Origin of the sequence: Streptomyces sp. FXJ1.172 (assembly GCF_001636945.3) — a bacterium.
In the GTDB taxonomy this organism is placed as follows: domain Bacteria; phylum Actinomycetota; class Actinomycetes; order Streptomycetales; family Streptomycetaceae; genus Streptomyces.
Window position 1 is genome coordinate 5,510,911 of sequence record NZ_CP119133.2, and the last position, 19,957, is coordinate 5,530,867.

Genomic DNA, 19,957 nt, shown 5'->3' on the forward strand with positions numbered 1-19,957 from the left:
GAGCCCGGCCCGGGCCCGGCACCGCCCTCCTCTCCCGGCGCCACGGGAGCCCGGCGGCCGGCGCCGGTTCACGCGCGGCCGCGTGCCCGGTGCTGTTCTGCCACCACCGCTGCCATCAGCTCGGCGTCGAGGGCGGAGGCGTCGGCGAGGCGGGCCGAGGCGGTCAGGGAGTTGAGGAGGGTCTTGGTGACCCTCAGGCCGGCCGAGGGGCGGCGGACGATGGGTTTGGCCCAGGCGTCGACGGCGGTGTCGAGTTCGTGGGCGGGGACGGTCTTCTGCAGGACGGACAGGGACGCGGCCTCCGCGGCGCCGAAGACGCGTCCGGTGAGGATGAGTTCACGGACGCGGGCGGCGCCGACCTCGCTGATCAGCCGCGGGAGCAGGCCGCCCCAGGCGGTGGGCAGCCCGAGGGCGAGTTCGGGCAGCCGGAACGTCGCGTCGTCGGCGCCGGCGCGCAGGTCGCACGCGAGGGCCAGGGCGAGGCCCGCGCCGATGGCCCGGCCCTGGACGCGGGCGATGGTGACGGCCGGGTTGGCGGTGAGCGCGTCGCAGACGCGGCGTGCCTTGGTGCCGGACAGCCGGATGCCGCTCGCCGTCGGGTCGTCGGCGAGGTGCTCGGCGAACTCGCTCCGGTCGCCGCCGAGACAGAAGTCCTCACCGGCGGCGCGGAGCACCAGGACCCTAACTGCGGGGTTCTGGTCGTCGAGGACGGCCAGCAGGTCGTCCAGCATGGCGTCGGTGACGGCGTTGCCCTGTTCGGGGGTGTTCAGCTCGATGGTCAGGACGGGACCCTGCCGCTGCGCGCGCAGGGTCTTGAGTATCCGGCCGGCCGGGAGCGCGGCGAGGGGCGGGGCGGTCGTCATGTCGTCACTTTCAGGCAGGTGGCACGTCTGAAGACCATACGAGGGGCGTAGACGGGCGGCTCGGTCGGCCGCAACGCGGGGAAACGGCGCAGCACTTCGGTGAGCAGGACGCGCGCCTCGAGCCGCGCGAGTCCCGCGCCCAGGCAGTAGTGGGCGCCGCCGCCGAAGGTGAGGTGGCTGCCGCGGCGCCGGATGTCGAAGACGTGGGGTTCGGCGTTGCGGCGGGGGTCGTGGTTCGCGGCGCCGTACAGGACGTGGACGGTGGTGTCCTTCGGGACGGGGACGCCCGCGAGGACGGTGTCCTCGGCGGCGAAACGGGAGTTGAGGTGGATCGGCGGGTCGTAGCGCAGGACCTCGTCGATGGCGTCGTCGAGGTGCTCGGGGTGGCGGCGCAGCCGCTCCGCGTGCGCGGGTTCGCCGGTCAGGAACCAGACGGCGTTGGTCAGCAGGGTCGCCGTGGTCTCCAGGGAGGCGATGGTGATGAACATCGTCAGGTCGTAGAGCATCTGGTCGGCGGCCGCGCGGTCGTCGGCGTGCACGGCGTCCCAGTAGCGGATCCAGTCGGACAGGACGTCGTTGCCCGGGTGGGTGCGCCGCTCGCTGATCAGGCGGGTGAAGAAGGCCCGCATCTCGAGGGTGGCCTCGGCCGAGACGGCCAGTTCGCTCTTGGTCGGCAGCAGTTCCTGGGCGTGCACCTGGCGGTGGGTGAAGCTCAGGATGTGGGAATGGTGCTCCTCCGGGATGGCGAGCCACTGGCCGACGGTGTGGATGGGGAGCCGTTCGCTGACCAGGCCGGCGAAGTCGGCCTCGCCCCGGGTGCGCAGTTCCTCGTCGAGGTGGTCCAGGAGCCGGGTGACGTGCGCGGTGACCTGGGGCTCCATGTCCTGCAGGGTGCGGCGGTCGAACAGGTTGCCAAGGGCCCGGCGTTGACTCGTGTGAACAGGTGCGTTGAGGCGGGAGAGGGTCCGTGTCATCTCCTGTGTGGCAGGCGCATGCCAACGTTCGGCATCGGGCTGGCGCTCCTGCCAGGCGAAGTCCGGGGTCAGCCAGGTCCTGCCGCGCAGGACCTGGCTGCAGGCCTCGAATCCGGTGACGAAGAAGCCGCCCCAGGGGGCGGGGACCACGTCACCCAGGGCGCGCAAGTCGTCCCAGACGGGCAGGGGGTTGGCCTGCCCCTCGGGGGAACGCAGGCGACGCAGAAGGGAGATGACGGCTCGGCGGTTCGTGGTGGTGCCGCGTATGTCGCCGACGGCGGTCACGCGAAGCTCCTTCGTGGCTGGGCGCTACCGATACCGCCGGAACCTACCCTTCCCCCCTCCTGCATCATGCGCCTCTGCGTGTTGCTCCTGTCACATGCCGTGGCCGGATTTGACCGCCGTCACGTTTCCGCCACAAGTTCGCCGTCCGGTTCCGCGTCATACGCGGAAAATGTCCAGGAACGAACTCCAGAAGCCCTTCTTCCTGGACGGTTCCTGGCCGGCGGAGGAAGCGGCCGGCGCCATCGGGTGCGGCTGCTCCGCCGGGGCGTGGGCCGACCGGTTCTGGACCTGCGCCGCCATCCGGGTGGCCGGAGTCGGGCTGAACGCCACCGGCATGGTGGCGAGCGCCCGGTGGAAGGGGCCCGGTCGCCACTGGAGGTCCTTCTCCGGTACGGCCAGGGTCAGGTCGGGCAGTGCGTTCAGGAGCCGCTCGACCGCCGTGACCGCGATGACCTGCGCCGGGTCCTTGGCCGGGCAGGCGTGCGGGCCCGCGCCCCAGGCCAGGTGGGCGCCCTTGCCGTGGGCACGGCGGGCCTCGGTGAGCACGGGGTCGCTGTTGGCGGCGGCGAAGCTGATGACGACCGGAGTGCCCGTCTCGGCCACCACGCCCCCGAGGTCGACGTCCTGGACCGGGTAGTGAGTGGCGTAGTTGGCGATCGGCGTCTGGTGCCAGAGCACGTGGTCGATGGCCTCCTCGACGAGCATGCCGGCGCCGTGGCCGTCGTCGTCGGGCGTGAGCAGCAGGAGCAGGGCGTTGCCGATGAGGTTGCGCTCGGGTTCGACACCGGCGCCCATCAGCATCACCAGCTGGTCCTTCAGCTCCTCGTCGGTCAGGCCCGCCGGGTGCTGGATGAGCCAGGAGGTGACGTCGTCGCCGGGCCGGCGGCGCTTGAGGGCGATCAGCGCCATGAGGCAGGCGGTGAGTTCCTCGTTGGCGCGCACCGCGTCCTTGCCGTCGAAGATCGCCGACATGGCGCTGGTGAGGGTGTCGCCGATGTCCGCCGGGCAGCCGAAGAGCTTGTTGAACAGCAGCAGCGGCAGCAGCTTGGCGTAGTCGTTGAGCAGGTCGGCCCGGCCGCGCTCGCTGAACTGGTCGATCAGGTAGTCGGCGATCGGCTCGACGTCGCGGCGGATGCGGCTGATGTTGAGCCGGGCGAGGCTGTCGGTGACGGCCTTGCGCAGCCGCAGGTGCACGGAGCCGTCCGTGAACAGGCAGTTGGGCCGGTACGCCATCATCGGCAGGACCGGGTTGTCCAGGCCGATGCGCCCTTCGTTCAGAGCCTTCCAGCGGCGTGCGTCGCGGGCGAAGAGAGTGGGGTTCTGCAGGACGCGCAGTGCCGTCTCGTACCCGACGACCAGGGTGGCGTCGACGCCGGGCGCGAGTTCTACGGGTCCGGCCGCGCCGTGCGCGCGCAGCCGGTCGTAGACCTGGTGCGGGTCGGCGGCGAACGCGGCGTCGTGCATGGGGCATCTGCCACCGACGGCGGCGGATGCGATCGGGCTGTCCATGAAACTGATTCCTCCAGTTCCCGGCCCGGTGGCCGGGAGTGGGCTAAAGGCCGGTCAGGCCGCGCGGTCCAGCAGATGACGGACCAGCGCGATCAGCGCGTGGCCGGAGGACTGCCGGTCGCGGGCGTCGCAGTAGACGACCGGGGTGTCCGGGAGCAGGTCGAGCGCCTCGCGGACCTCCGCCTCCGCGTAGACCCGGTCGGCCTGGAAGGTGTTGACGGCGATGGCGTACTCCAGCCCGTAGCTCTCGATGAGGTCGATGACGGGGAACGTCTCCTCCAGCCGGCCGGGGTCGACCAGCAGCAGGGCGCCGAGCGCGCCGCGGGCCATGTCCTCCCACAGCTGCATGAACCGCTGCTGGCCCGGGGTGCCGAACAGGTACAGCACGAGTTCGTCGCTCAGCGTCAGCCGGCCGAAGTCGAGCGCCACGGTGGTCGTGGTCTTGTCCGTCACGCCCCGGAGGTCGTCCACGTGGAGCGACGCCTGCGTCATCTTCTCCTCGGTGCGCAGCGGGGTGATCTCCGACAGCGAGCCGATGAAGGTCGTCTTGCCCACGGCGAAGTGCCCGACCACCAGGATCTTCGCCGCGCTGGTCACCGCGCTGGAGACGTAGATGGATCCGCCTGCCGTCTCAGCCGATGAGGGATTGGAGTCCATTCAGAACCTTTTCGAGGGTCGCTCTGTCTACGTTCTGGTGTCGGGGCGGCTCGGCGCGCAGCAGCAGGTGCCCCTGGGCCGATAAATCGGTCAGCAGCAGCCGGACGACACCGACGGGCAGTTCGAGGTGTCCGGCCACCTCGGCGACGGACAGGTATCCCCCGGAACACAGCTCCCAGATCGCCCTCACCTCGGGGCCGGCCCCCAGCGGAGGGGTCCGCTCGGGAGCCAGGGTGACGAGGGTGTGCAGGGCCAGGTCCTCGGAGGTGGGCAGGCTCCGGCCGCCGGTGATGACGTAGGAGCGGACGAAGTCGCTGGTGACTGCTTCCTCTCCGGGCGTCCTCATGAGAGGGCACCGTGATCCGAGCGGGGCGCGACGCTCATCGCCTTGCTGAGGGCGTTCACCGTCTTCTGCATCCGGAACGACATCGCCTCCATGTCGACGTCCAGTGCGGCCGAGACGGCCAGGTAGGCGCCTTGTCCGGCGGCGATGAGGAAGATCCACCCGCCGTCGTACTCCAGCAGCGTCTGCTTCCAGATCCCGTGACCCGCTCCGACGAACCCGGCGACGGCACGGCTGAGCGACTGCATCGAACTCATCGCGGCCGCGTTGGTCTCCGCGTCGTCCCGGCTGATCCCGTCCGAGCGTTGCAGGAGCAGGCCGTCGCCCGAGACGAGGATCGCGTGGCGGGCCCCGCGCACCTCGAGCACGTCGTTCAGCACCCACGACAGGTCGGTGTTCACTGCTTCTGAGGTCCTTCCGTGGTGTTCGTGTCCCGTCCGAGCTGCGTTCCGCGGGCGAACGCTCCGATGCGCGACGCCGTCACCTCGCTGGCCGGTTCGAACGCGCCTTCGTTTGCGGCGGACGCGGCGTCGGGCACGGCCGCCACCGACACGGGGCCCTTGCGCCGCCGGCGCTTGGGCAGGCCGCCCTGCGTGGTGCCCACCACGTGCGAGGGACCCACGACAGGGACCGGCGCCAGCCGCTGCGGGACGACGGCTTCTTCGGCGCTGGTCTCCTGGACGGGCTCGGGTTGCGGGACGTCGGGTGTCAGGAGGCCCTCCGGGACACGGATCACTGCGCGTACACCGCCGTAGGGCGAGACCGAACCGACGGACACGGCGAAGCCGTAGCGGGCGGCGAGCATGCCGCAGACGGCGAAGCCGAACCGGGGCGGGTCACCGAGCGCGGTGATGTCCACGGGGCGGTCGGGGGACAGCAGGGCGGCGGCGCGGTCCTTGGTCTCCTGGTCCATGCCGAGGCCCGCGTCGTCGACGATGAAGCACACGCCGGTGGGCACGGCCTGGATGTTGACCTCGACCGGCGTGCCGGGGGCGCTGTAGTTGGTCGCGTTGTCCAGCAGCTCGGCGAGGACGACGGCCACCGGTTCCACGGCCTTGCTCGCGATGGAGATGTTGACCTGGGAGTGGACGCCGACGCGGCTGAAGTCCTTGATCCGGCCCTGGGCGCTGCGGGCGACGTCGTAGACGCCGGCGGCGCTGTCGCGACGGCCCAGCCAGCCGCCGCACAGCACCGAGATGCCCTTGGCGCGGCGGCTGAACTGGCCGCCGGTGTGGTCGACGGACATCAGGTCGGCGAGCACACCCGCGTCGTCGCCGTACTTCTTCAGCAGCCCGTCCAGCAGGACCTGCTGTTCCTCGGCGAGGGACTGCAGGGTGCCCATCGCGGACTTCAGCACGGCCTTGGTCGCCGACTCGGCGTCCGCGCGGACGCCGGCGAGAGCGTGGTCGTGCTGCTCGTTCAACGCCGCGATGTGCGCATGGAGTTGGCCGGCCTCGCCGCGGGCGGCGGTGATGCCCGCTTCGAGGTCGTTCCGCTTTCTTCGGAGAGCCAGGTTGGTTCTCCGGGCCCGCAGCACTGCGATCACCGCAGCGACGAGCACAACAATCAAGATCCACAGCAGTGGATCTTGGATCAATGACGTCATGAGACTCTCTTCAAGTCGCGTCGCGCGGGGAAGCAGGCTCCAGTCCTACAGGCGGACCAACATCCACTCCTTTGCGACGGGGCCTTGCAGACTGCCCCCGCGCGCGTCACCATGACGCGCCGTCAGCCTACCGAAAAGTGGCATGATCGTATCAGTCATATGACATCAACAAGCTTGCGTCGGCGGGTGTTTAACTGGTCGTCACCGAATGCGCACACGGCTCGGCGACGGAGACGGCGTCGGGTTCCCGGCTAACTGCCCCTGCGCACCGCCCCCGCCAGGATCCATCCCTCCACCGCCTCGTACTGGTGCCGCTGCCGCTCCGCCTTCGCGCGGCCCGAGGCCACCGTGCCGAGCCAGCCGAAGAGGAAGCCGGCCGGGATGGAGACGATGCCGGTCGTGGTGAACGGGAACCAGTTGAAGTCGGCGTGCGGGAACGCCGCGAGGGGGGAGCCGGAGACCAGATTGGTGCCCGGCATGAGCAGCAGCACGGTCAGCGAGCCCCCGATCAGCGTGGCCAGCAGCCCGCCGCGGGTGTAGCGGCGCCAGAACAGGCCGTAGACCAGGGCGGGCGCGATGGCGGAGGCGCCCAGGCAGAAGGAGAGCGTCACCAGGGGCTGCAGGTTGTGGCGCTCCACCAGGGTGGCGAGCAGGATCGTCGGCACACCGATGGCGAGCGCCGACACGCGCGCGAGGGCCATCTCGCGCCGGGGCGGCATCTCCTGCACGCGCGCGGAGAGGACGTCGTGGGCGAGGGAGTTGGCACAGGCGAGGATCATCCCGGCCACCGAGGCGAGCAGGGTCAGGAAGATCGCGGTGGTGACCATGGTGAACAGGAAGGTCTCCGTGGCCGACACGTCCGTGCCGAGGGCCGCCCGGGAGCCCAGCAGGTAGGCCGTGTTGCCCTGCGGATCGGCCCCGGCGATCACGGTGCGGCCGAGCAGCGCGGTGGCGCCGAATCCGACCACCGTGATGACCAGCACGAACAGGGCGACGATCGACACCGCCCAGGACATCGAGCGGCGCACCTGACGGGCGCTGGAGGCGGTGTACATGCGCATGGTGATGTGCGGCAGACAGGCACCGCCGAGGACCACGGTCAGCTCGGAGGCGATCATGTCGAGGCGGGAGCGGGTCCCGGTGCCGAACTCCAGCCCGGAGCGCAGGAAGGCCGGACCGGCCCCGCTGTGCCGGGCGGCCGCGGCGAACAGGGCGCCCGGGTCCCAGTCGAAGCGGCGCAGGATCAGTACGGCGACCAGGGCGCCGGAGCCGACCAGCGTCACGATCTTCAGGATCTGGATGAGGGCGGTGCCCTTCATGCCGCCGATCGCCGCGTAGGCGATCATCAGGGCGCCCAGCGCGACGACGCACGCGGTCTTCAGCGACTCGTCGGTGAAGCCGAGGATGAACGCCATCAGCTGCCCGGTCCCGGCGAGCTGGACCAGCATCAGCGGCAGCAGGGCGGCGATCGTCACCGCGCAGGCCGTGATGCGCACACAGCGGCCCGGCAGCCGGCGGGCGAGCGCGTCGCCCATGGTGAACCGGCCCGCGTTGCGCAGCGGTTCGGCCAGCAGGAACATCAGCAGCATCAGCGACAGCGCCGTACTGAGCGCGAGCACGACCCCGTCGTAGCCGCACAGGGCGATCACCCCGCCAGTGCCGAGGACGGTGGCCGCCGAGATGTAGTCGCCGGCGATGGCGAGGCCGTTGCGCAGCGGGGACAGGGAGCCGTAGCCGGTGTAGAACTCGTCGAGGTCGTCGCGGTCGGGGCCGGTCATCACGCACAGCAGCAGGGTCACCGTGGCGACCGTGGAGAAGGCGACCAGGGACATCGTCTGGGCCCGGCCGCTGAAACCGGTGAGGCCCCACACGGCGGGGGAGACGGCGGCCGCGCTCATCGCACCGCTCCGCGCCGGGCGTCCAGCGCGGCCTCCGCGCGGATGCGGTCCGCGAGCGGATCGACGTGCACGCGCGCGGTGTGCTCGTACAGCGCGATCGCGAGCCAGGTGACGGGCAGTTGGAGCAGGGCGAGCAGCAGGCCGGCCGGGATGCCGTCGGCGACCGTGCGCGTCATCACGCCAGGCGCGCACGCCGACAGGACCAGGAACAGCGTGAAGTAGCCCAGCGCGGTGAGCGTGGCGGTACGCCGGTGCCAGCGGTAGGCGCTGCGCAGGACCCGCAGGTCGCTGTGGTGGCCGACGGGCGCACGGGACGGCCTGCAGCGGGCCGGGGGCGGTTCCGGCGCCGGGGGCTGCCAGGGGTAGGTGAGAGGGGTGGGGCGCGGCGGGTCGTACGCCGGATGAGGCCGCCGGTCGTGGGGCGGCGGCGGGTCGTACCGCGAAGGGAACGAGTCGTACGGCGAAGGCGGCGGGTCGTACGGCGAAGGGGACGCGTCGTAAGGCCAAGGGGAGGGGCGGCGCGGCGGACGGGGTGGATCGTAGGGCGTGTGTGGGGGGTGCGGCGGGTCGTGGAACATCCCGGGGCTCCTTGCGTGGCTCGGGTCCGTGGCGGCGGACCGCAGGGAGGTGGGGGGTGTGGAGCCACGCACGCTACTCGCGGGTCCCGAGCCGTGCGGCGTTTTCACCAAACTGGGCGGTCGGTATGCGCTTACTTCGCAAAAACGTTTCCGACCTGGGGTGTTACCCGCGTTAACCGCGCTCTGCCGGCAACTGCGCGTGCCCGCTCACTCGCCCCGGACCGGGAACCGCCGCGGCGCCAGGAGCAGCAGCACCAGGAACGCCAGTGCCGCCGCGCCGGCCGCGCCGAGGTACACCGCGTGCACCGCGTCGGCGATCGCCCGCCGGGTCGCCTCCGGGGCCGTACCGGCGTTCAACGCGCGCGTGACGGAGTCCAGGTCGCCCGCGCCGCCCAGCCGTGCGGCCAGCACCCCGTTGGCGACGGCGCCGAACAGCGAGGCGCCCAGGGTCTGTCCGGTCTGCCGGCAGAACAGCACGGACGCGGTCGTGGTGCCCCGCTCCGACCAGCCCACCGTCGACTGCACACCGACGATCAGCGGCAGCTGGAACAGGCCCAGCGCGCCGCCCAGCAGCAGCATCAGCAGCGTCGGCTGCCACCACGACCCGGGATACGGCAGGAACGGGAACGCGAACAGGATCAGCGCCGCCAGGCCGATGCCGAGCAGCGCGGTGTCGCGGAAGCCGATACGGCGGTAGACGTGCTGGCTGAGCGCCGCCGACACCGGCCAGCTCAGTGTCCACACCGACAGCACGAATCCGGCGGCCACGGGCGCGAGTCCGAGCACCGACTGGGCGTACGTCGGCAGGAACACGCTCGGCGCCACCATGAGCAGTCCCAGCGCGCCGAGCGCCAGATTGACGGCCGCGATCGTCCGGCGCCGCCACACCCACCCCGGGATGACCGGCTGCGCGGCCCGCCGCTCCACCACGACCACGAGCCCGGTCAGTGCCAGGCCGGCCGCGAACAGCGCCAGCGACGGCGCCGACAGCCACGGCCAGGCGACCCCGCCCTGCACCAGCGCGGTCAGCAGCACCCCGCCGGCCGCGAACACCGCGAGCGCGCCGGCCCAGTCCACACGCGCGCGTGCCGTGGTGCCCGCGTCCTTCGGCTTCACCCGCTGCGGCTCGTGCAGATGGCGGACGATCAGCCACAGCGCGGCGGCTCCGATCGGCAGGTTGACCAGGAAGATCCAGCGCCAGTCGGCGTACGCGGCGAGTACCCCGCCGAGCCCCGGCCCGGCGATCGCCGACACCGCCCACACCGTGGACAGCTTCGACTGGATCTTCGGGCGTTCCTCGAGCGGATACAGATCCGCGGCCAGCGTCTGCACGGTGCCCTGCAACGCGCCGCCGCCCAGGCCCTGCACGACCCGGAAGGCGATCAGCGCCGCCATGTTCCAGGCCGCCGCGCACACCAGCGAGCCCAGCAGGAACACGGCCGCGCCCACCACGAGGACGGGCTTGCGGCCGAAGGTGTCGGACAGCTTGCCGTAGACGGGGAGCGAGACGGTGACGGCGAGCAGATAGCCCGAGAACAGCCAGGAGAAGACGGAGAACCCGCCGAGGTCGCCGACGATCTGCGGCACGGCCGTGGAGACGATGGTGGAGTCGAGCGCCGCCAGCGCCATCGCCAGCATCAGCGCGGCGACGACCGCCCCGCGCCGCCGGGTCTCCTGCCGTGTGCCGGTGCCGCCGCGTATCGCGGGTGTCGTACTCCCCACCGCAAACCCCTCCCCTTGGCCCACTGAGTCGTCGACCCGCTCCCCGAGTCCCTGCCCGAACCTACCCCGTGGCCCTTGCAGCTATCTGCGTCCGCGAGCGTTCCGCGACCGGCGGGACTTGACCCTGACGCAGCGGGAGGGTGGAGGCTCGACGCGTCGAAAGGTGGAGCCCGGGGCGCCGAAGGGTGGAGACGACCCCGAGAACGGGTCCGCCCGGAGGTGGAGCACCCCTAGGGGTGTCTCCGTACTACGGCCCGGGGAGGGTTCGTCCCGGCGGAGGAGGAGACGGACCGGGTCCGGTCCTTAACCTGGCTTTACGCCGCTGGGGGGCGGACGGGCGAACCGGCGAGGTGGGGTTTACCCCCCGAAAAGACGGGGCTTCGCACCAGCGCGCGGCACCGCCGCCGACCGCGAGACTCATCGACGTCAGCCGGCGCGCCACCGGGGCGCACCGCAACCACTCATCGACCTGCCGACCGACATAGGAGACATACCGTGACATCGGCTGTGACCATTCCCAGGCACGGGGGTACTGGAGGGCCTACGGCCGTTGCCGCGCGGGCGCGGCAGGTCGTGAAGGCGTACGGGGCCGGCGAGACCCGTGTCGTCGCCCTCGACCACGTCGACGTGGACATCGCCCGCGGTCAGTTCACCGCGATCATGGGCCCCTCGGGGTCCGGCAAGTCCACCCTGATGCACTGCCTCGCCGGCCTCGACACCGTCACCAGCGGGCAGATCTACCTGGACGAGACCGAAATCACCGGCCTGAAGGACAAGAAGCTCACCCAGCTGCGCCGGGACCGGATCGGCTTCATCTTCCAGGCGTTCAACCTGCTGCCGACGCTGAACGCGCTCGAGAACATCACGCTGCCCATGGACATAGCCGGCCGCAAGCCGGACAAGGCCTGGCTGGACCGGGTCGTGGAGACCGTCGGCCTCGCCGGACGCCTCAAGCACCGGCCGACCCAGCTCTCCGGCGGACAGCAGCAGCGCGTCGCCGTGGCCCGCGCGCTCGCCGCCCGCCCGGAGATCATCTTCGGGGACGAGCCGACCGGAAACCTCGACTCGCGCGCGGGCGCCGAGGTCCTGGGCTTCCTGCGCCGCTCGGTGGACGAACTCGGCCAGACCATCGTGATGGTCACGCACGACCCCGTGGCCGCCTCCTACGCGGACCGCGTGCTGTACCTCGCCGACGGCCGGATCGTCGACGAGATGTACCAGCCGACGGCCGATCAGGTCCTGGACCGCATGAAGGACTTCGACGCCCGGGGGCGTACGTCATGACCGTCCTGAAGACCTCGATGCGCAACTTCTTCGCGCACAAGGGCCGGATGGCGCTGTCGGCGGTCGCGGTCCTGCTGTCGGTGGCGTTCGTCTGCGGCACGCTGGTGTTCACCGACACCATGAACACCACCTTCGACAAGCTCTTCCAGGCCACGTCCTCGGACGTCACGGTCAGCGCGAAGGGTTCCTCCGACACCGGCGAGACGACCTCCCGCACCGGCAAGCCGCCGGTCATGCCGGCCTCCGTCGTCGGCACGGTCCGCGGCGCCCAGGGCGTGCAGAAGGCCGAGGGCACGGTGTTCTCCACCTCGGTCACCGTGATCGACGCCAAGAAGGACAAGCTGTCGCCGAGCAGCGGCGCGCCGACCATCGTGGGCAGCTGGAACGGCAACGACGCCCGCACCATGAAGATCACCTCCGGTACGGCGCCCAAGGGCCCGGACCAGGTCATGGTCGACGAGGACACCGCCGACAAGCACCACCTGAAGATCGGCTCCGACATCGGCATGATCTCGGTCGTCGGCACGCACCACGCGCGCGTGTCCGGCATCGCCGCCTTCAAGGTCACCAACCCGGGCGCGGCCATCTTCTACCTGGACACCACGACCGCCCAGCAGACCCTGGTCGGCCGGACCGGCGTCTACACCAACATCAACGTCACCGCCGCCAAGGGCGTGACGAACGACCAGCTGAAGGCGAACGTCACGGCCGCCCTCGGCCACGGCTACAAGGTGCAGACCGCCAAGGAGGTCGCCGACGCCAACCAGAAGAGCGTCAAGAGCTTCCTGAACGTCATGAAGTACGCGATGCTCGGCTTCGCCGGGATCGCCTTCCTCGTCGGCATCTTCCTGATCATCAACACCTTCTCCATGCTGGTCGCCCAGCGCACCCGCGAGATCGGCCTGATGCGCGCCATCGGCTCCTCCCGCAAGCAGGTCAACCGGTCCGTGCTGATCGAGGCGCTGCTGCTCGGCGTGATCGGCTCCGTGCTCGGCGTCGGCGCGGGCGTCGGCATCGCGGTCGGGTTGATGAAGCTCATGGGCCAGATGGGCATGCACCTGTCCACCGACGACCTGACCATCGCCTGGACGACGCCCGCCGTCGGCGTGCTCCTCGGCGTCGTGGTCACCGTCCTGGCCGCCTACCTGCCCGCCCGGCGGGCCGGCAAGATCTCCCCGATGGCCGCCCTGCGCGACGCCGGCACCCCGGCCGACGCCAAGTCCGGTGTGATCCGGGCCGTGATCGGCCTGCTCCTCACCGGCGCCGGCGGCTTCAGCCTGTACGTCGCCGGCACCGCCGACAAGGCCAAGGCCGGCTCGGGCTGGCTGGGCCTCGGCGTGGTGGCCACGCTGATCGGCTTCGTCGTCATCGGCCCGCTGCTCGCCGCCGGAGTGGTCCGCGTCCTCGGCGCGATCGTCCTGCGGATCTTCGGCCCGGTCGGGCGGATGGCCGAGCGCAACGCGCTGCGCAACCCGCGCCGCACCGGCGCCACCGGCGCGGCCCTGATGATCGGCCTCGCCCTGGTCGCCTGCCTGTCGGTGGTCGGCTCCTCCATGGTGGCCTCGGCCACCGACCAGCTCGACAAGACCGTCGGCACGGACTTCATCGTCCAGCCGGACAACCAGCAGCTCATCACCCCGCAGGCGGTCAGGCTCATCAAGGACACCCCGGGGCTCGCCCGGGTCACCGAGTACCGGCCGGCCCAGGCCGACTTCACCACCCCGGACGGCCAGACGCTCAAGGACACGGACATCACGGCCGCCGACCCGACGTACGCGACCGACCTGCGCAAGAAGACCGTCGCCGGCAACCTCAAGGACGCCTACCTGCCCGACTCGATGTCCGTCCCCGAGAAGTTCGCCAAGGCCCACGGCATCCACCTCGGCTCGAAGAACACCATCGCGTTCAAGGACGGCTCCACCGCCCGTCTGACGGTCCGCGCGATCACCAGCAGCGACGACGTGATCGACCAGGGCGCCGACTACACGTCGCTCGCCACGCTCGCCAAGTACGTGCCCGCCGACAGGATGCCGCTGGACCAGATGGTCTTCGCCACCGCCAAGGACGGACAGCAGGCGGCCGCCTACAAGGCGCTGAAGTCGGCCCTGCACGACGGCTACCCGCAGCTGACCGTGCGCGACCAGACCGACTACAAGAAGGCGCTGAAGGACCAGATCGGCCAGCTGCTGAACATGATCTACGGCCTGCTGGCGCTCGCGATCATCGTCGCGGTCCTGGGTGTCGTGAACACCCTGGCCCTGTCGGTGGTCGAGCGGACCCGGGAGATCGGCCTCATGCGGGCCATCGGCCTCTCCCGCCGCCAGCTGCGCCGCATGATCCGCCTGGAGTCCGTGGTGATCGCCCTCTTCGGCGCCCTGCTCGGCCTCGGCCTGGGCATGGGCTGGGGCGCGACCGCCCAGAAGCTCCTCGCGCTCCAGGGGCTGAAGATCCTCGACATCCCCTGGCCGACGATCATCACCGTCTTCGTCGCCTCGGCCTTCGTGGGCCTGTTCGCCGCCCTGATCCCGGCGTTCCGCGCGGGCCGGATGAACGTCCTGAACGCCATCGCGACCGACTAGCCGCCGGAGCTGGTCCTACGACCACCGCATACGGGGGTTGCGGGGGAGAACCCGGTGCCGGGAGTCCTGGGGACTCCCGGCACCGGGTCGTTCGCCGTCGCGGGACGCCCGGCCCGGGTTGTCCACAGCCTCCGGCACAGCCGAGCGCAGCGTCGTAGGCTGGAGAACCCCCGGCCCTCGCACGAGTCGGGTTCTTCGCGTTGCCCCACCCCCGGACGGAAAGCCCCTCCATGAGCCTGCACGGTCTGCTCGACGCCGTCGTCAAGGACCCCGCCCTCGCCGAAGCGATCACGGCGGCCGCGGACGGCAACCGCATGCATGTCGACCTCGTCGGCCCGCCGGCGGCCCGCCCCCTCGCGGTCGCCGCACTCGCCCGCGAGGCAGGCCGCCCCGTGCTCGCGGTCACGGCGACGGGCCGCGAGGCCGAGGACCTGGCCGCGGCCCTGCGCTCCCTGCTGCCCGCCGACGGCGTCGTGGAGTACCCCTCCTGGGAGACCCTGCCGCACGAGCGGCTCAGCCCGCGCAGCGACACCGTCGGCCGCCGCCTCGCCGCCTTGCGCCGCCTCGCCCACCCCCGCCCCGACGACCCCGGGACCGGCCCGGTCTCCGTCGTCGTGGCTCCCGTACGATCCGTCCTCCAGCCGCAGGTCAAGGGCCTCGGCGACCTGGAACCGGTGGCGCTGAGGACCGGGCAGAGCGCCGACCTGGACGACGTCGTGGAAGCCCTCGCGGCCGCCGCCTACGCGCGCGTGGAGCTGGTCGAGAAGCGCGGCGAGTTCGCCGTGCGCGGCGGCATCCTGGACGTCTTCCCGCCCACCGAGGAACACCCCCTGCGCGTGGAGTTCTGGGGCGACGAGGTCGAGGAGATCCGCTACTTCAAGGTTGCCGACCAGCGCTCCCTCGAAGTCGCCGAGCACGGCCTGTGGGCCCCGCCGTGCCGCGAGCTGCTGCTCACCGACGACGTCCGCGCACGCGCGCGTGCCCTCGCCGAGGAGCACCCCGAGCTGGGCGAACTGCTGAACAAGATCGCCGAGGGCATCGCGGTCGAGGGCATGGAATCCCTCGCCCCGGTCCTGGTCGACGACATGGAGCTGCTCCTCGACGTCCTGCCCAAGGGCGCCATGGCCGTCGTCTGCGACCCCGAGCGGGTCCGCACGCGCGCCGCCGACCTCGTGGCCACCTCCCAGGAGTTCCTCCAGGCCTCCTGGGCGGCCACAGCGGGCGGCGGCGAGGCCCCGATCGACGTCGGCGCGGCCTCCCTGTGGTCCATCGCCGACGTCCGCGACCGCGCGCGCGAGCTGGACATGATGTGGTGGTCGGTGTCCCCCTTCGCCGCCGACGAAGAACTCGACGCGGACACCCTCAAGCTCGGCATGCACGCGCCCGAGGCCTACCGCGGCGACACCGCGCGGGCCCTCGCCGACACCAAGGGCTGGCTCGCCGACGGCTGGCGCGCGGTGTTCGTCACCGAGGGCCACGGCCCCGCCGCCCGCACCGTGGAGGTCCTCGGCGGCGAGGGCATCCCCGCCCGCCTGGACGCCGACCTCGCCGCGCTGAGCCCGTCGGTGGTGCACGTCTCCTGCGGCTCGATCGAGTACGGCTTCGTGGACCCGGGCCTGAAGCTCGCCGTGCTCACCGAGACCGACCTGTCCGGGCAGCGCACCGCCGGCCGCGAGGGCGCGCGGATGCCGGCCCGCCGCCGCAAGACCATCGACCCGCTCACCCTGGAGCCGGGCGACTACATCGTCCACGAACAGCACGGCGTCGGCCGCTACATCGAGATGGTGCAGCGCACCGTCCAGGGCGCCACCCGCGAGTACCTGGTCGTGGAGTACGCGCCCGCCAAGCGCGGCCAGCCCGGCGACCGGCTGTACATCCCGACCGACCAGCTGGAGCAGATCACCAAGTACGTCGGCGGCGAGGCCCCCACCCTGCACCGCCTCGGCGGCGCCGACTGGACGAAGACCAAGGCCCGGGCGAAGAAGGCCGTCAAGGAGATCGCCGCCGACCTGATCAAGCTCTACAGCGCGCGCATGGCCGCCCCCGGCCACTCCTTCGGCACCGACACCCCCTGGCAGCGCGAGCTGGAGGACGCCTTCCCCTACGCCGAGACCCCGGACCAGCTCACCACCATCGCCGAGGTCAAGGAGGACATGGAGAAGTCGGTCCCCATGGACCGCCTGATCTGCGGCGACGTCGGCTACGGCAAGACCGAGATCGCGGTGCGCGCCGCCTTCAAGGCCGTACAGGACGGCAAGCAGGTCGCCGTCCTCGTGCCCACGACCCTGCTGGTGCAGCAGCACTTCGGGACGTTCTCCGAGCGGTACGGCCAGTTCCCGGTGAGCGTGAAGGCCCTGTCGCGCTTCCAGACCGACACCGAGGCCAAGGCCGTCCTGGAGGGCCTGAAGGAGGGCGCGGTGGACGTCGTCATCGGCACCCACCGGCTGTTCTCCTCCGAGACCAGGTTCAAGGACCTGGGCCTGGTCATCGTCGACGAGGAGCAGCGCTTCGGCGTCGAGCACAAGGAGCAGCTGAAGAAGCTCCGCGCCAACGTCGACGTCCTGACCATGTCCGCGACCCCGATCCCGCGCACCCTGGAGATGGCGGTCACCGGCATCCGTGAGATGTCCACGATCACCACGCCCCCGGAGGAGCGCCACCCGGTGCTCACCTTCGTCGGGCCGTACGAGGAGAAGCAGATCGGTGCGGCCATCCGTCGTGAACTGCTGCGCGAGGGCCAGGTCTTCTACATCCACAACCGGGTCGAGTCCATCGACCGCGCGGCGGCCCGGCTGCGCGAGATCGTCCCCGAGGCGCGCATCGCGACGGCCCACGGCCAGATGTCGGAGTCGGCGCTGGAGCAGGTCGTCGTCGACTTCTGGGAGAAGAAGTTCGACGTGCTCGTCTCGACCACGATCGTCGAGTCCGGCATCGACATCTCCAACGCCAACACCCTCATCGTGGAGCGGGGCGACACCTTCGGCCTGTCCCAGCTGCACCAGCTGCGCGGCCGCGTCGGCCGGGGCCGCGAGCGCGGGTACGCCTACTTCCTGTACCCGCCGGAGAAGCCGCTCACGGAGACCGCGCACGAGCGCCTGGCGACGATCGCCCAGCACACCGAGATGGGTGCGGGCATGTACGTGGCGATGAAGGACCTGGAGATCCGCGGCGCGGGCAACCTGCTCGGCGGCGAGCAGTCCGGGCACATCGCGGGCGTCGGCTTCGACCTGTACGTCCGCATGGTCGGCGAGGCCGTCGCGGACTACCGGCGCCAGCTGGAGACGGGGGAGATCGAGGAGGAGCCGCCGCTCGAGGTCAAGATCGAGCTGCCCGTCGACGCGCACGTCCCGCACGACTACGCGCCCGGCGAGCGCCTGCGCCTGCAGGCCTACCGCGCCATCGCCTCCGCCAACTCCGAGGAGGACATCAAGGCCGTCCGCGAGGAACTCACCGACCGCTACGGCAAGCTGCCCGAGCCGGTGGAGAACCTGCTGCTGGTGGCCGGCCTCAGGATGCTCGCGCGCGCGTGCGGCGTCGGCGAGATCGTCCTGCAGGGCACCAACATCCGCTTCGCACCCGTGGAGTTGCGCGAGTCCCAGGAACTGCGGGTCAAGCGCCTGTATCCGGGCACGGTCATCAAGCCGGCCGTGCACCAGGTACTGGTCCCGCGCCCGAAGACCGCCAAGGTCGGCGGCAAGCCGCTGGTCGGCCGCGAACTGCTGGGCTGGGTCGGCGAGTTCCTCGCCTCGATCCTGGGCTCGTAGCAGGCCGGAGAGGGGAGCGGGGGCGAACGCGCGCGGTGGCCCGGCCGATACCTGCCCGCGCCGGTGACGAGGACGGTACGGGGGTGCTGAACGCTCTCGTGTGTCATGCCGGGATCGTCGGACCCTGACACCGGCGTCAAGGTCAAGTCCCCCGCGGGGACACGGAAGTGAGCGGGCGCATGCGTGCCGCGGCCGTACTCCCCCCGGCGGGCTCCCCGTGCCCCAACTCGGCTGCCGAATTGCCCCGGTAGGCCCCTTTGGGTGCCATCTGCGGTCGGCTGCCGGGCGGTTAACGTAAGGGAAGGAACGATTCCGCCTGGGCCCGCCGGCGGGCCAGGGTGAGCGAGCGAGGGGGGACGTACCGTGACACGTCTGAGGGGCGGGGCGGTCGCCGCCGTGGTGGTGCTGACCGCCGTGGCCGGCTGCACCACGGACAAGACCAAGGGGACCTCCGGGCCCGAGCGGTCCGGCGGCAACGGCGCGGTCATGTCCGCCGCCGACTCACTGGCCGTCAAGGGGCGGGCCCCGAAGACCGGTTACTCACGGGCCCGGTTCGGTGCCGCCTGGGCGGACACCGACTCCAACTCCTGCGACACCCGCGACGACGTGCTCAAGCGCGATCTCAAGGACGTGAAGACCACCGGCGGCACCTGCAAGGTCACGTACGGGCTGCTCGAACCCGACCCCTACTCCGGCAAGGAGATCACCTACAAGCGCGGCGCCAGCCAGGTCGACATCGACCACGTCGTCCCGCTCTCCGACGCCTGGCAGAAGGGTGCCAAGTACTGGGACGCGAGCAAGCGCATAGCGCTCGCCAACGACCCCCTCAACCTCATCGCGGTCGACGCGAGCACCAACCGCGGCAAGGGGGACGGCGACGCGGCCACCTGGCTGCCGCCCAACGGGGCGTACCGCTGCACCTATGTGGCCACCCAGGTCGCCGTCAAGAAGAAGTACGGCCTGTGGGTCACCGACGCCGAGAAGGCCGCGATGAAGAAGGTCCTCGCCGGCTGCCCGGACCAGAAGCTCCCCTCGGGCGGCAACCCGACCAAGGCGCCGGAGCGCTTCACGGCGAAGTGAGCCGAGCACGGCTGAGCCGAGCCGCGGCCCGAAGGGCTCGGCTCGGCTCGGCTCAGCGCCGGTCGTCGGGGGTCAGGCGGTCTTCATGTCCTTCAGGGAGCCCAGGATCCGGGTCGTCACCTTCTGTGCGGACGCCGCGCCGTTGTCGGTGCCCGCCGTGGACAGAACGGTGACCACGGCGCTGCCGGAACGGACCGCGACGAGCGTGGTGCCGTTCTGCCAGGCGCCGCTCGTCAGGGTCATCGTGTAGGCCTCGTCACCGAGCCCGGACGTGGACCGGCCCGTGAGCTTCACCTTGGCGTGGGTGTCGGTGTCCGTGAACACGGCGCACTCGGTGGCGGCGGTGCGCAGCTCCTTCATCACCGTCGTCGCCGTGGTGCCCTGGAACTCGTCGATCTCCTGGGCCACTTCCTGGGTCTTGTCCTTGTTCGCGTAGTCGTTCTGCGCGAACGACTCGCCCCCCTTGCGGCCGGTCGCCTGGATCCAGGACGTGCCCTCCAGCCTGGTGCAGTCCGGCTTCCCGGCGCTCTTGCCGGAGGGCGGGAGGAGCGAGCCGCCGCTGTCCGAGGCGCCGTCCGCCTCAGGGGTGAGCCCGGCCGGGAACGCCGACGCGGGTGCCAGCACTCCCCTCAGCTGCGTACCGGTGGCCAGAGCGGCGGCCGGGTCCTTCGCCTTGGCCGGCGCGGCGCTCGCACCGGTGCCGGCGGACCCGCCGGACGAACCGGATGAACCGGACGAGCAGGCGGTGAGGGCCAGGGGGAGTGCCGCGACGGCGAGCAGAGTGGCGACGCGGGACGAGTGGCGCATGACAGTCC

Annotated in this window: 14 protein-coding genes and 1 pseudogene; 4 read left to right on the forward strand and 11 right to left on the reverse strand. The window is 71.3% G+C overall.

All coding sequences use genetic code 11. The features are described from left to right. Positions 1-68 precede the first annotated feature (68 nt). The 10 genes and pseudogenes from A6P39_RS24720 to A6P39_RS24765 form a co-directional block, all read right to left on the reverse strand. Positions 69-863, reverse strand: coding sequence for an enoyl-CoA hydratase/isomerase family protein (locus A6P39_RS24720; RefSeq protein ID WP_275883901.1), 795 nt, complete (start codon positions 861-863; stop codon positions 69-71). Beyond that, positions 860-2,122: a cytochrome P450 gene (locus A6P39_RS24725; RefSeq protein WP_067050244.1), complete on the reverse strand. Its 1,263-nt coding sequence runs from the start codon at positions 2,120-2,122 to the stop codon at positions 860-862. Before A6P39_RS24725 ends, A6P39_RS24720 begins: the two co-directional genes overlap by 4 nt. Positions 2,123-2,278: 156 nt before the next feature. Beyond that, complete coding sequence (locus A6P39_RS24730; protein WP_067050253.1) at positions 2,279-3,586, reverse strand: cytochrome P450; 1,308 nt, start codon at positions 3,584-3,586, stop codon at positions 2,279-2,281. 99 nt (positions 3,587-3,685) lie between these two features. Continuing rightward, positions 3,686-4,288, reverse strand: coding sequence for a GTP-binding protein (locus A6P39_RS24735; protein ID WP_067050241.1), 603 nt, complete (start codon positions 4,286-4,288; stop codon positions 3,686-3,688). Beyond that, complete coding sequence (locus tag A6P39_RS24740; protein WP_067050237.1) at positions 4,263-4,634, reverse strand: DUF742 domain-containing protein; 372 nt, start codon at positions 4,632-4,634, stop codon at positions 4,263-4,265. Before A6P39_RS24740 ends, A6P39_RS24735 begins: the two co-directional genes overlap by 26 nt. Further along, positions 4,631-5,032, reverse strand: a complete 402-nt coding sequence (locus tag A6P39_RS24745; RefSeq protein WP_067050234.1) for a roadblock/LC7 domain-containing protein — start codon at positions 5,030-5,032, stop codon at positions 4,631-4,633. The genes A6P39_RS24740 and A6P39_RS24745 overlap by 4 nt, the downstream gene beginning before the upstream one ends. Continuing rightward, positions 5,029-6,237, reverse strand: a complete 1,209-nt coding sequence (locus A6P39_RS24750; RefSeq protein ID WP_199840885.1) for a sensor histidine kinase — start codon at positions 6,235-6,237, stop codon at positions 5,029-5,031. Before A6P39_RS24750 ends, A6P39_RS24745 begins: the two co-directional genes overlap by 4 nt. A gap of 251 nt (positions 6,238-6,488) precedes the next feature. After that, positions 6,489-8,135 carry a sodium/solute symporter gene (locus A6P39_RS24755; protein ID WP_067050231.1) on the reverse strand — a complete coding sequence of 549 codons (1,647 nt, stop codon included), beginning with the start codon at positions 8,133-8,135 and terminating at the stop codon, positions 6,489-6,491. Next, positions 8,132-8,533: pseudogene (locus A6P39_RS24760) on the reverse strand (DUF485 domain-containing protein); the annotation flags it as partial. The gene A6P39_RS24755 and the pseudogene A6P39_RS24760, both read right to left, overlap by 4 nt. 387 nt (positions 8,534-8,920) lie before the next feature. Then, positions 8,921-10,435, reverse strand: a complete 1,515-nt coding sequence (locus tag A6P39_RS24765) for an MFS transporter (RefSeq protein WP_067050226.1) — start codon at positions 10,433-10,435, stop codon at positions 8,921-8,923. 495 nt (positions 10,436-10,930) lie between these two features. Here A6P39_RS24765 and A6P39_RS24770 point away from each other — a divergent pair, with 495 nt between their 5' ends. The 4 genes from A6P39_RS24770 (at position 10,931) to A6P39_RS24785 (ending at position 19,142) form a co-directional block, all read left to right on the forward strand. After that, on the forward strand, positions 10,931-11,719 hold the full coding sequence (locus tag A6P39_RS24770; protein WP_067050223.1) for an ABC transporter ATP-binding protein: 789 nt from the start codon (positions 10,931-10,933) through the stop codon (positions 11,717-11,719). Next, complete coding sequence (locus tag A6P39_RS24775; protein WP_067050220.1) at positions 11,716-14,298, forward strand: ABC transporter permease; 2,583 nt, start codon at positions 11,716-11,718, stop codon at positions 14,296-14,298. Before A6P39_RS24770 ends, A6P39_RS24775 begins: the two co-directional genes overlap by 4 nt. Before the next feature lie 230 nt (positions 14,299-14,528). Beyond that, positions 14,529-18,062 (forward strand): transcription-repair coupling factor, encoded by a 3,534-nt coding sequence (gene mfd, locus A6P39_RS24780; RefSeq protein ID WP_067050217.1) that lies wholly within the window; start codon positions 14,529-14,531, stop codon positions 18,060-18,062. A gap of 363 nt (positions 18,063-18,425) precedes the next feature. Beyond that, complete coding sequence (locus tag A6P39_RS24785) at positions 18,426-19,142, forward strand: HNH endonuclease family protein (RefSeq protein WP_067050214.1); 717 nt, start codon at positions 18,426-18,428, stop codon at positions 19,140-19,142. Positions 19,143-19,214: 72 nt separating this feature from the next. Here the strand turns inward: A6P39_RS24785 and A6P39_RS24790 are convergent, their stop codons facing one another. Then, positions 19,215-19,949, reverse strand: a complete 735-nt coding sequence (locus A6P39_RS24790) for a hypothetical protein (protein WP_067050211.1) — start codon at positions 19,947-19,949, stop codon at positions 19,215-19,217. Between the last annotated feature and the right edge of the window lie 8 nt (positions 19,950-19,957).

Bases quoted from the DNA above. Each gene is read 5' to 3' on its own strand.
- A6P39_RS24750 (WP_199840885.1), bottom strand. From the start codon at position 6,237: ATGACGTCATTGATCCAAGATCCACTGCTGTGGATCTTGATTGTTGTG.
- A6P39_RS24775 (WP_067050220.1), top strand. From the start codon at position 11,716: ATGACCGTCCTGAAGACCTCGATGCGCAACTTCTTCGCGCACAAGGGC.
- A6P39_RS24740 (WP_067050237.1), bottom strand. From the start codon at position 4,634: ATGAGGACGCCCGGAGAGGAAGCAGTCACCAGCGACTTCGTCCGCTCC.
- mfd (WP_067050217.1), top strand. From the start codon at position 14,529: ATGAGCCTGCACGGTCTGCTCGACGCCGTCGTCAAGGACCCCGCCCTC.
- A6P39_RS24720 (WP_275883901.1), bottom strand. From the start codon at position 863: ATGACGACCGCCCCGCCCCTCGCCGCGCTCCCGGCCGGCCGGATACTC.
- A6P39_RS24755 (WP_067050231.1), bottom strand. From the start codon at position 8,135: ATGAGCGCGGCCGCCGTCTCCCCCGCCGTGTGGGGCCTCACCGGTTTC.
- A6P39_RS24735 (WP_067050241.1), bottom strand. From the start codon at position 4,288: ATGGACTCCAATCCCTCATCGGCTGAGACGGCAGGCGGATCCATCTAC.
- A6P39_RS24790 (WP_067050211.1), bottom strand. From the start codon at position 19,949: ATGCGCCACTCGTCCCGCGTCGCCACTCTGCTCGCCGTCGCGGCACTC.
- A6P39_RS24730 (WP_067050253.1), bottom strand. From the start codon at position 3,586: ATGCACGACGCCGCGTTCGCCGCCGACCCGCACCAGGTCTACGACCGG.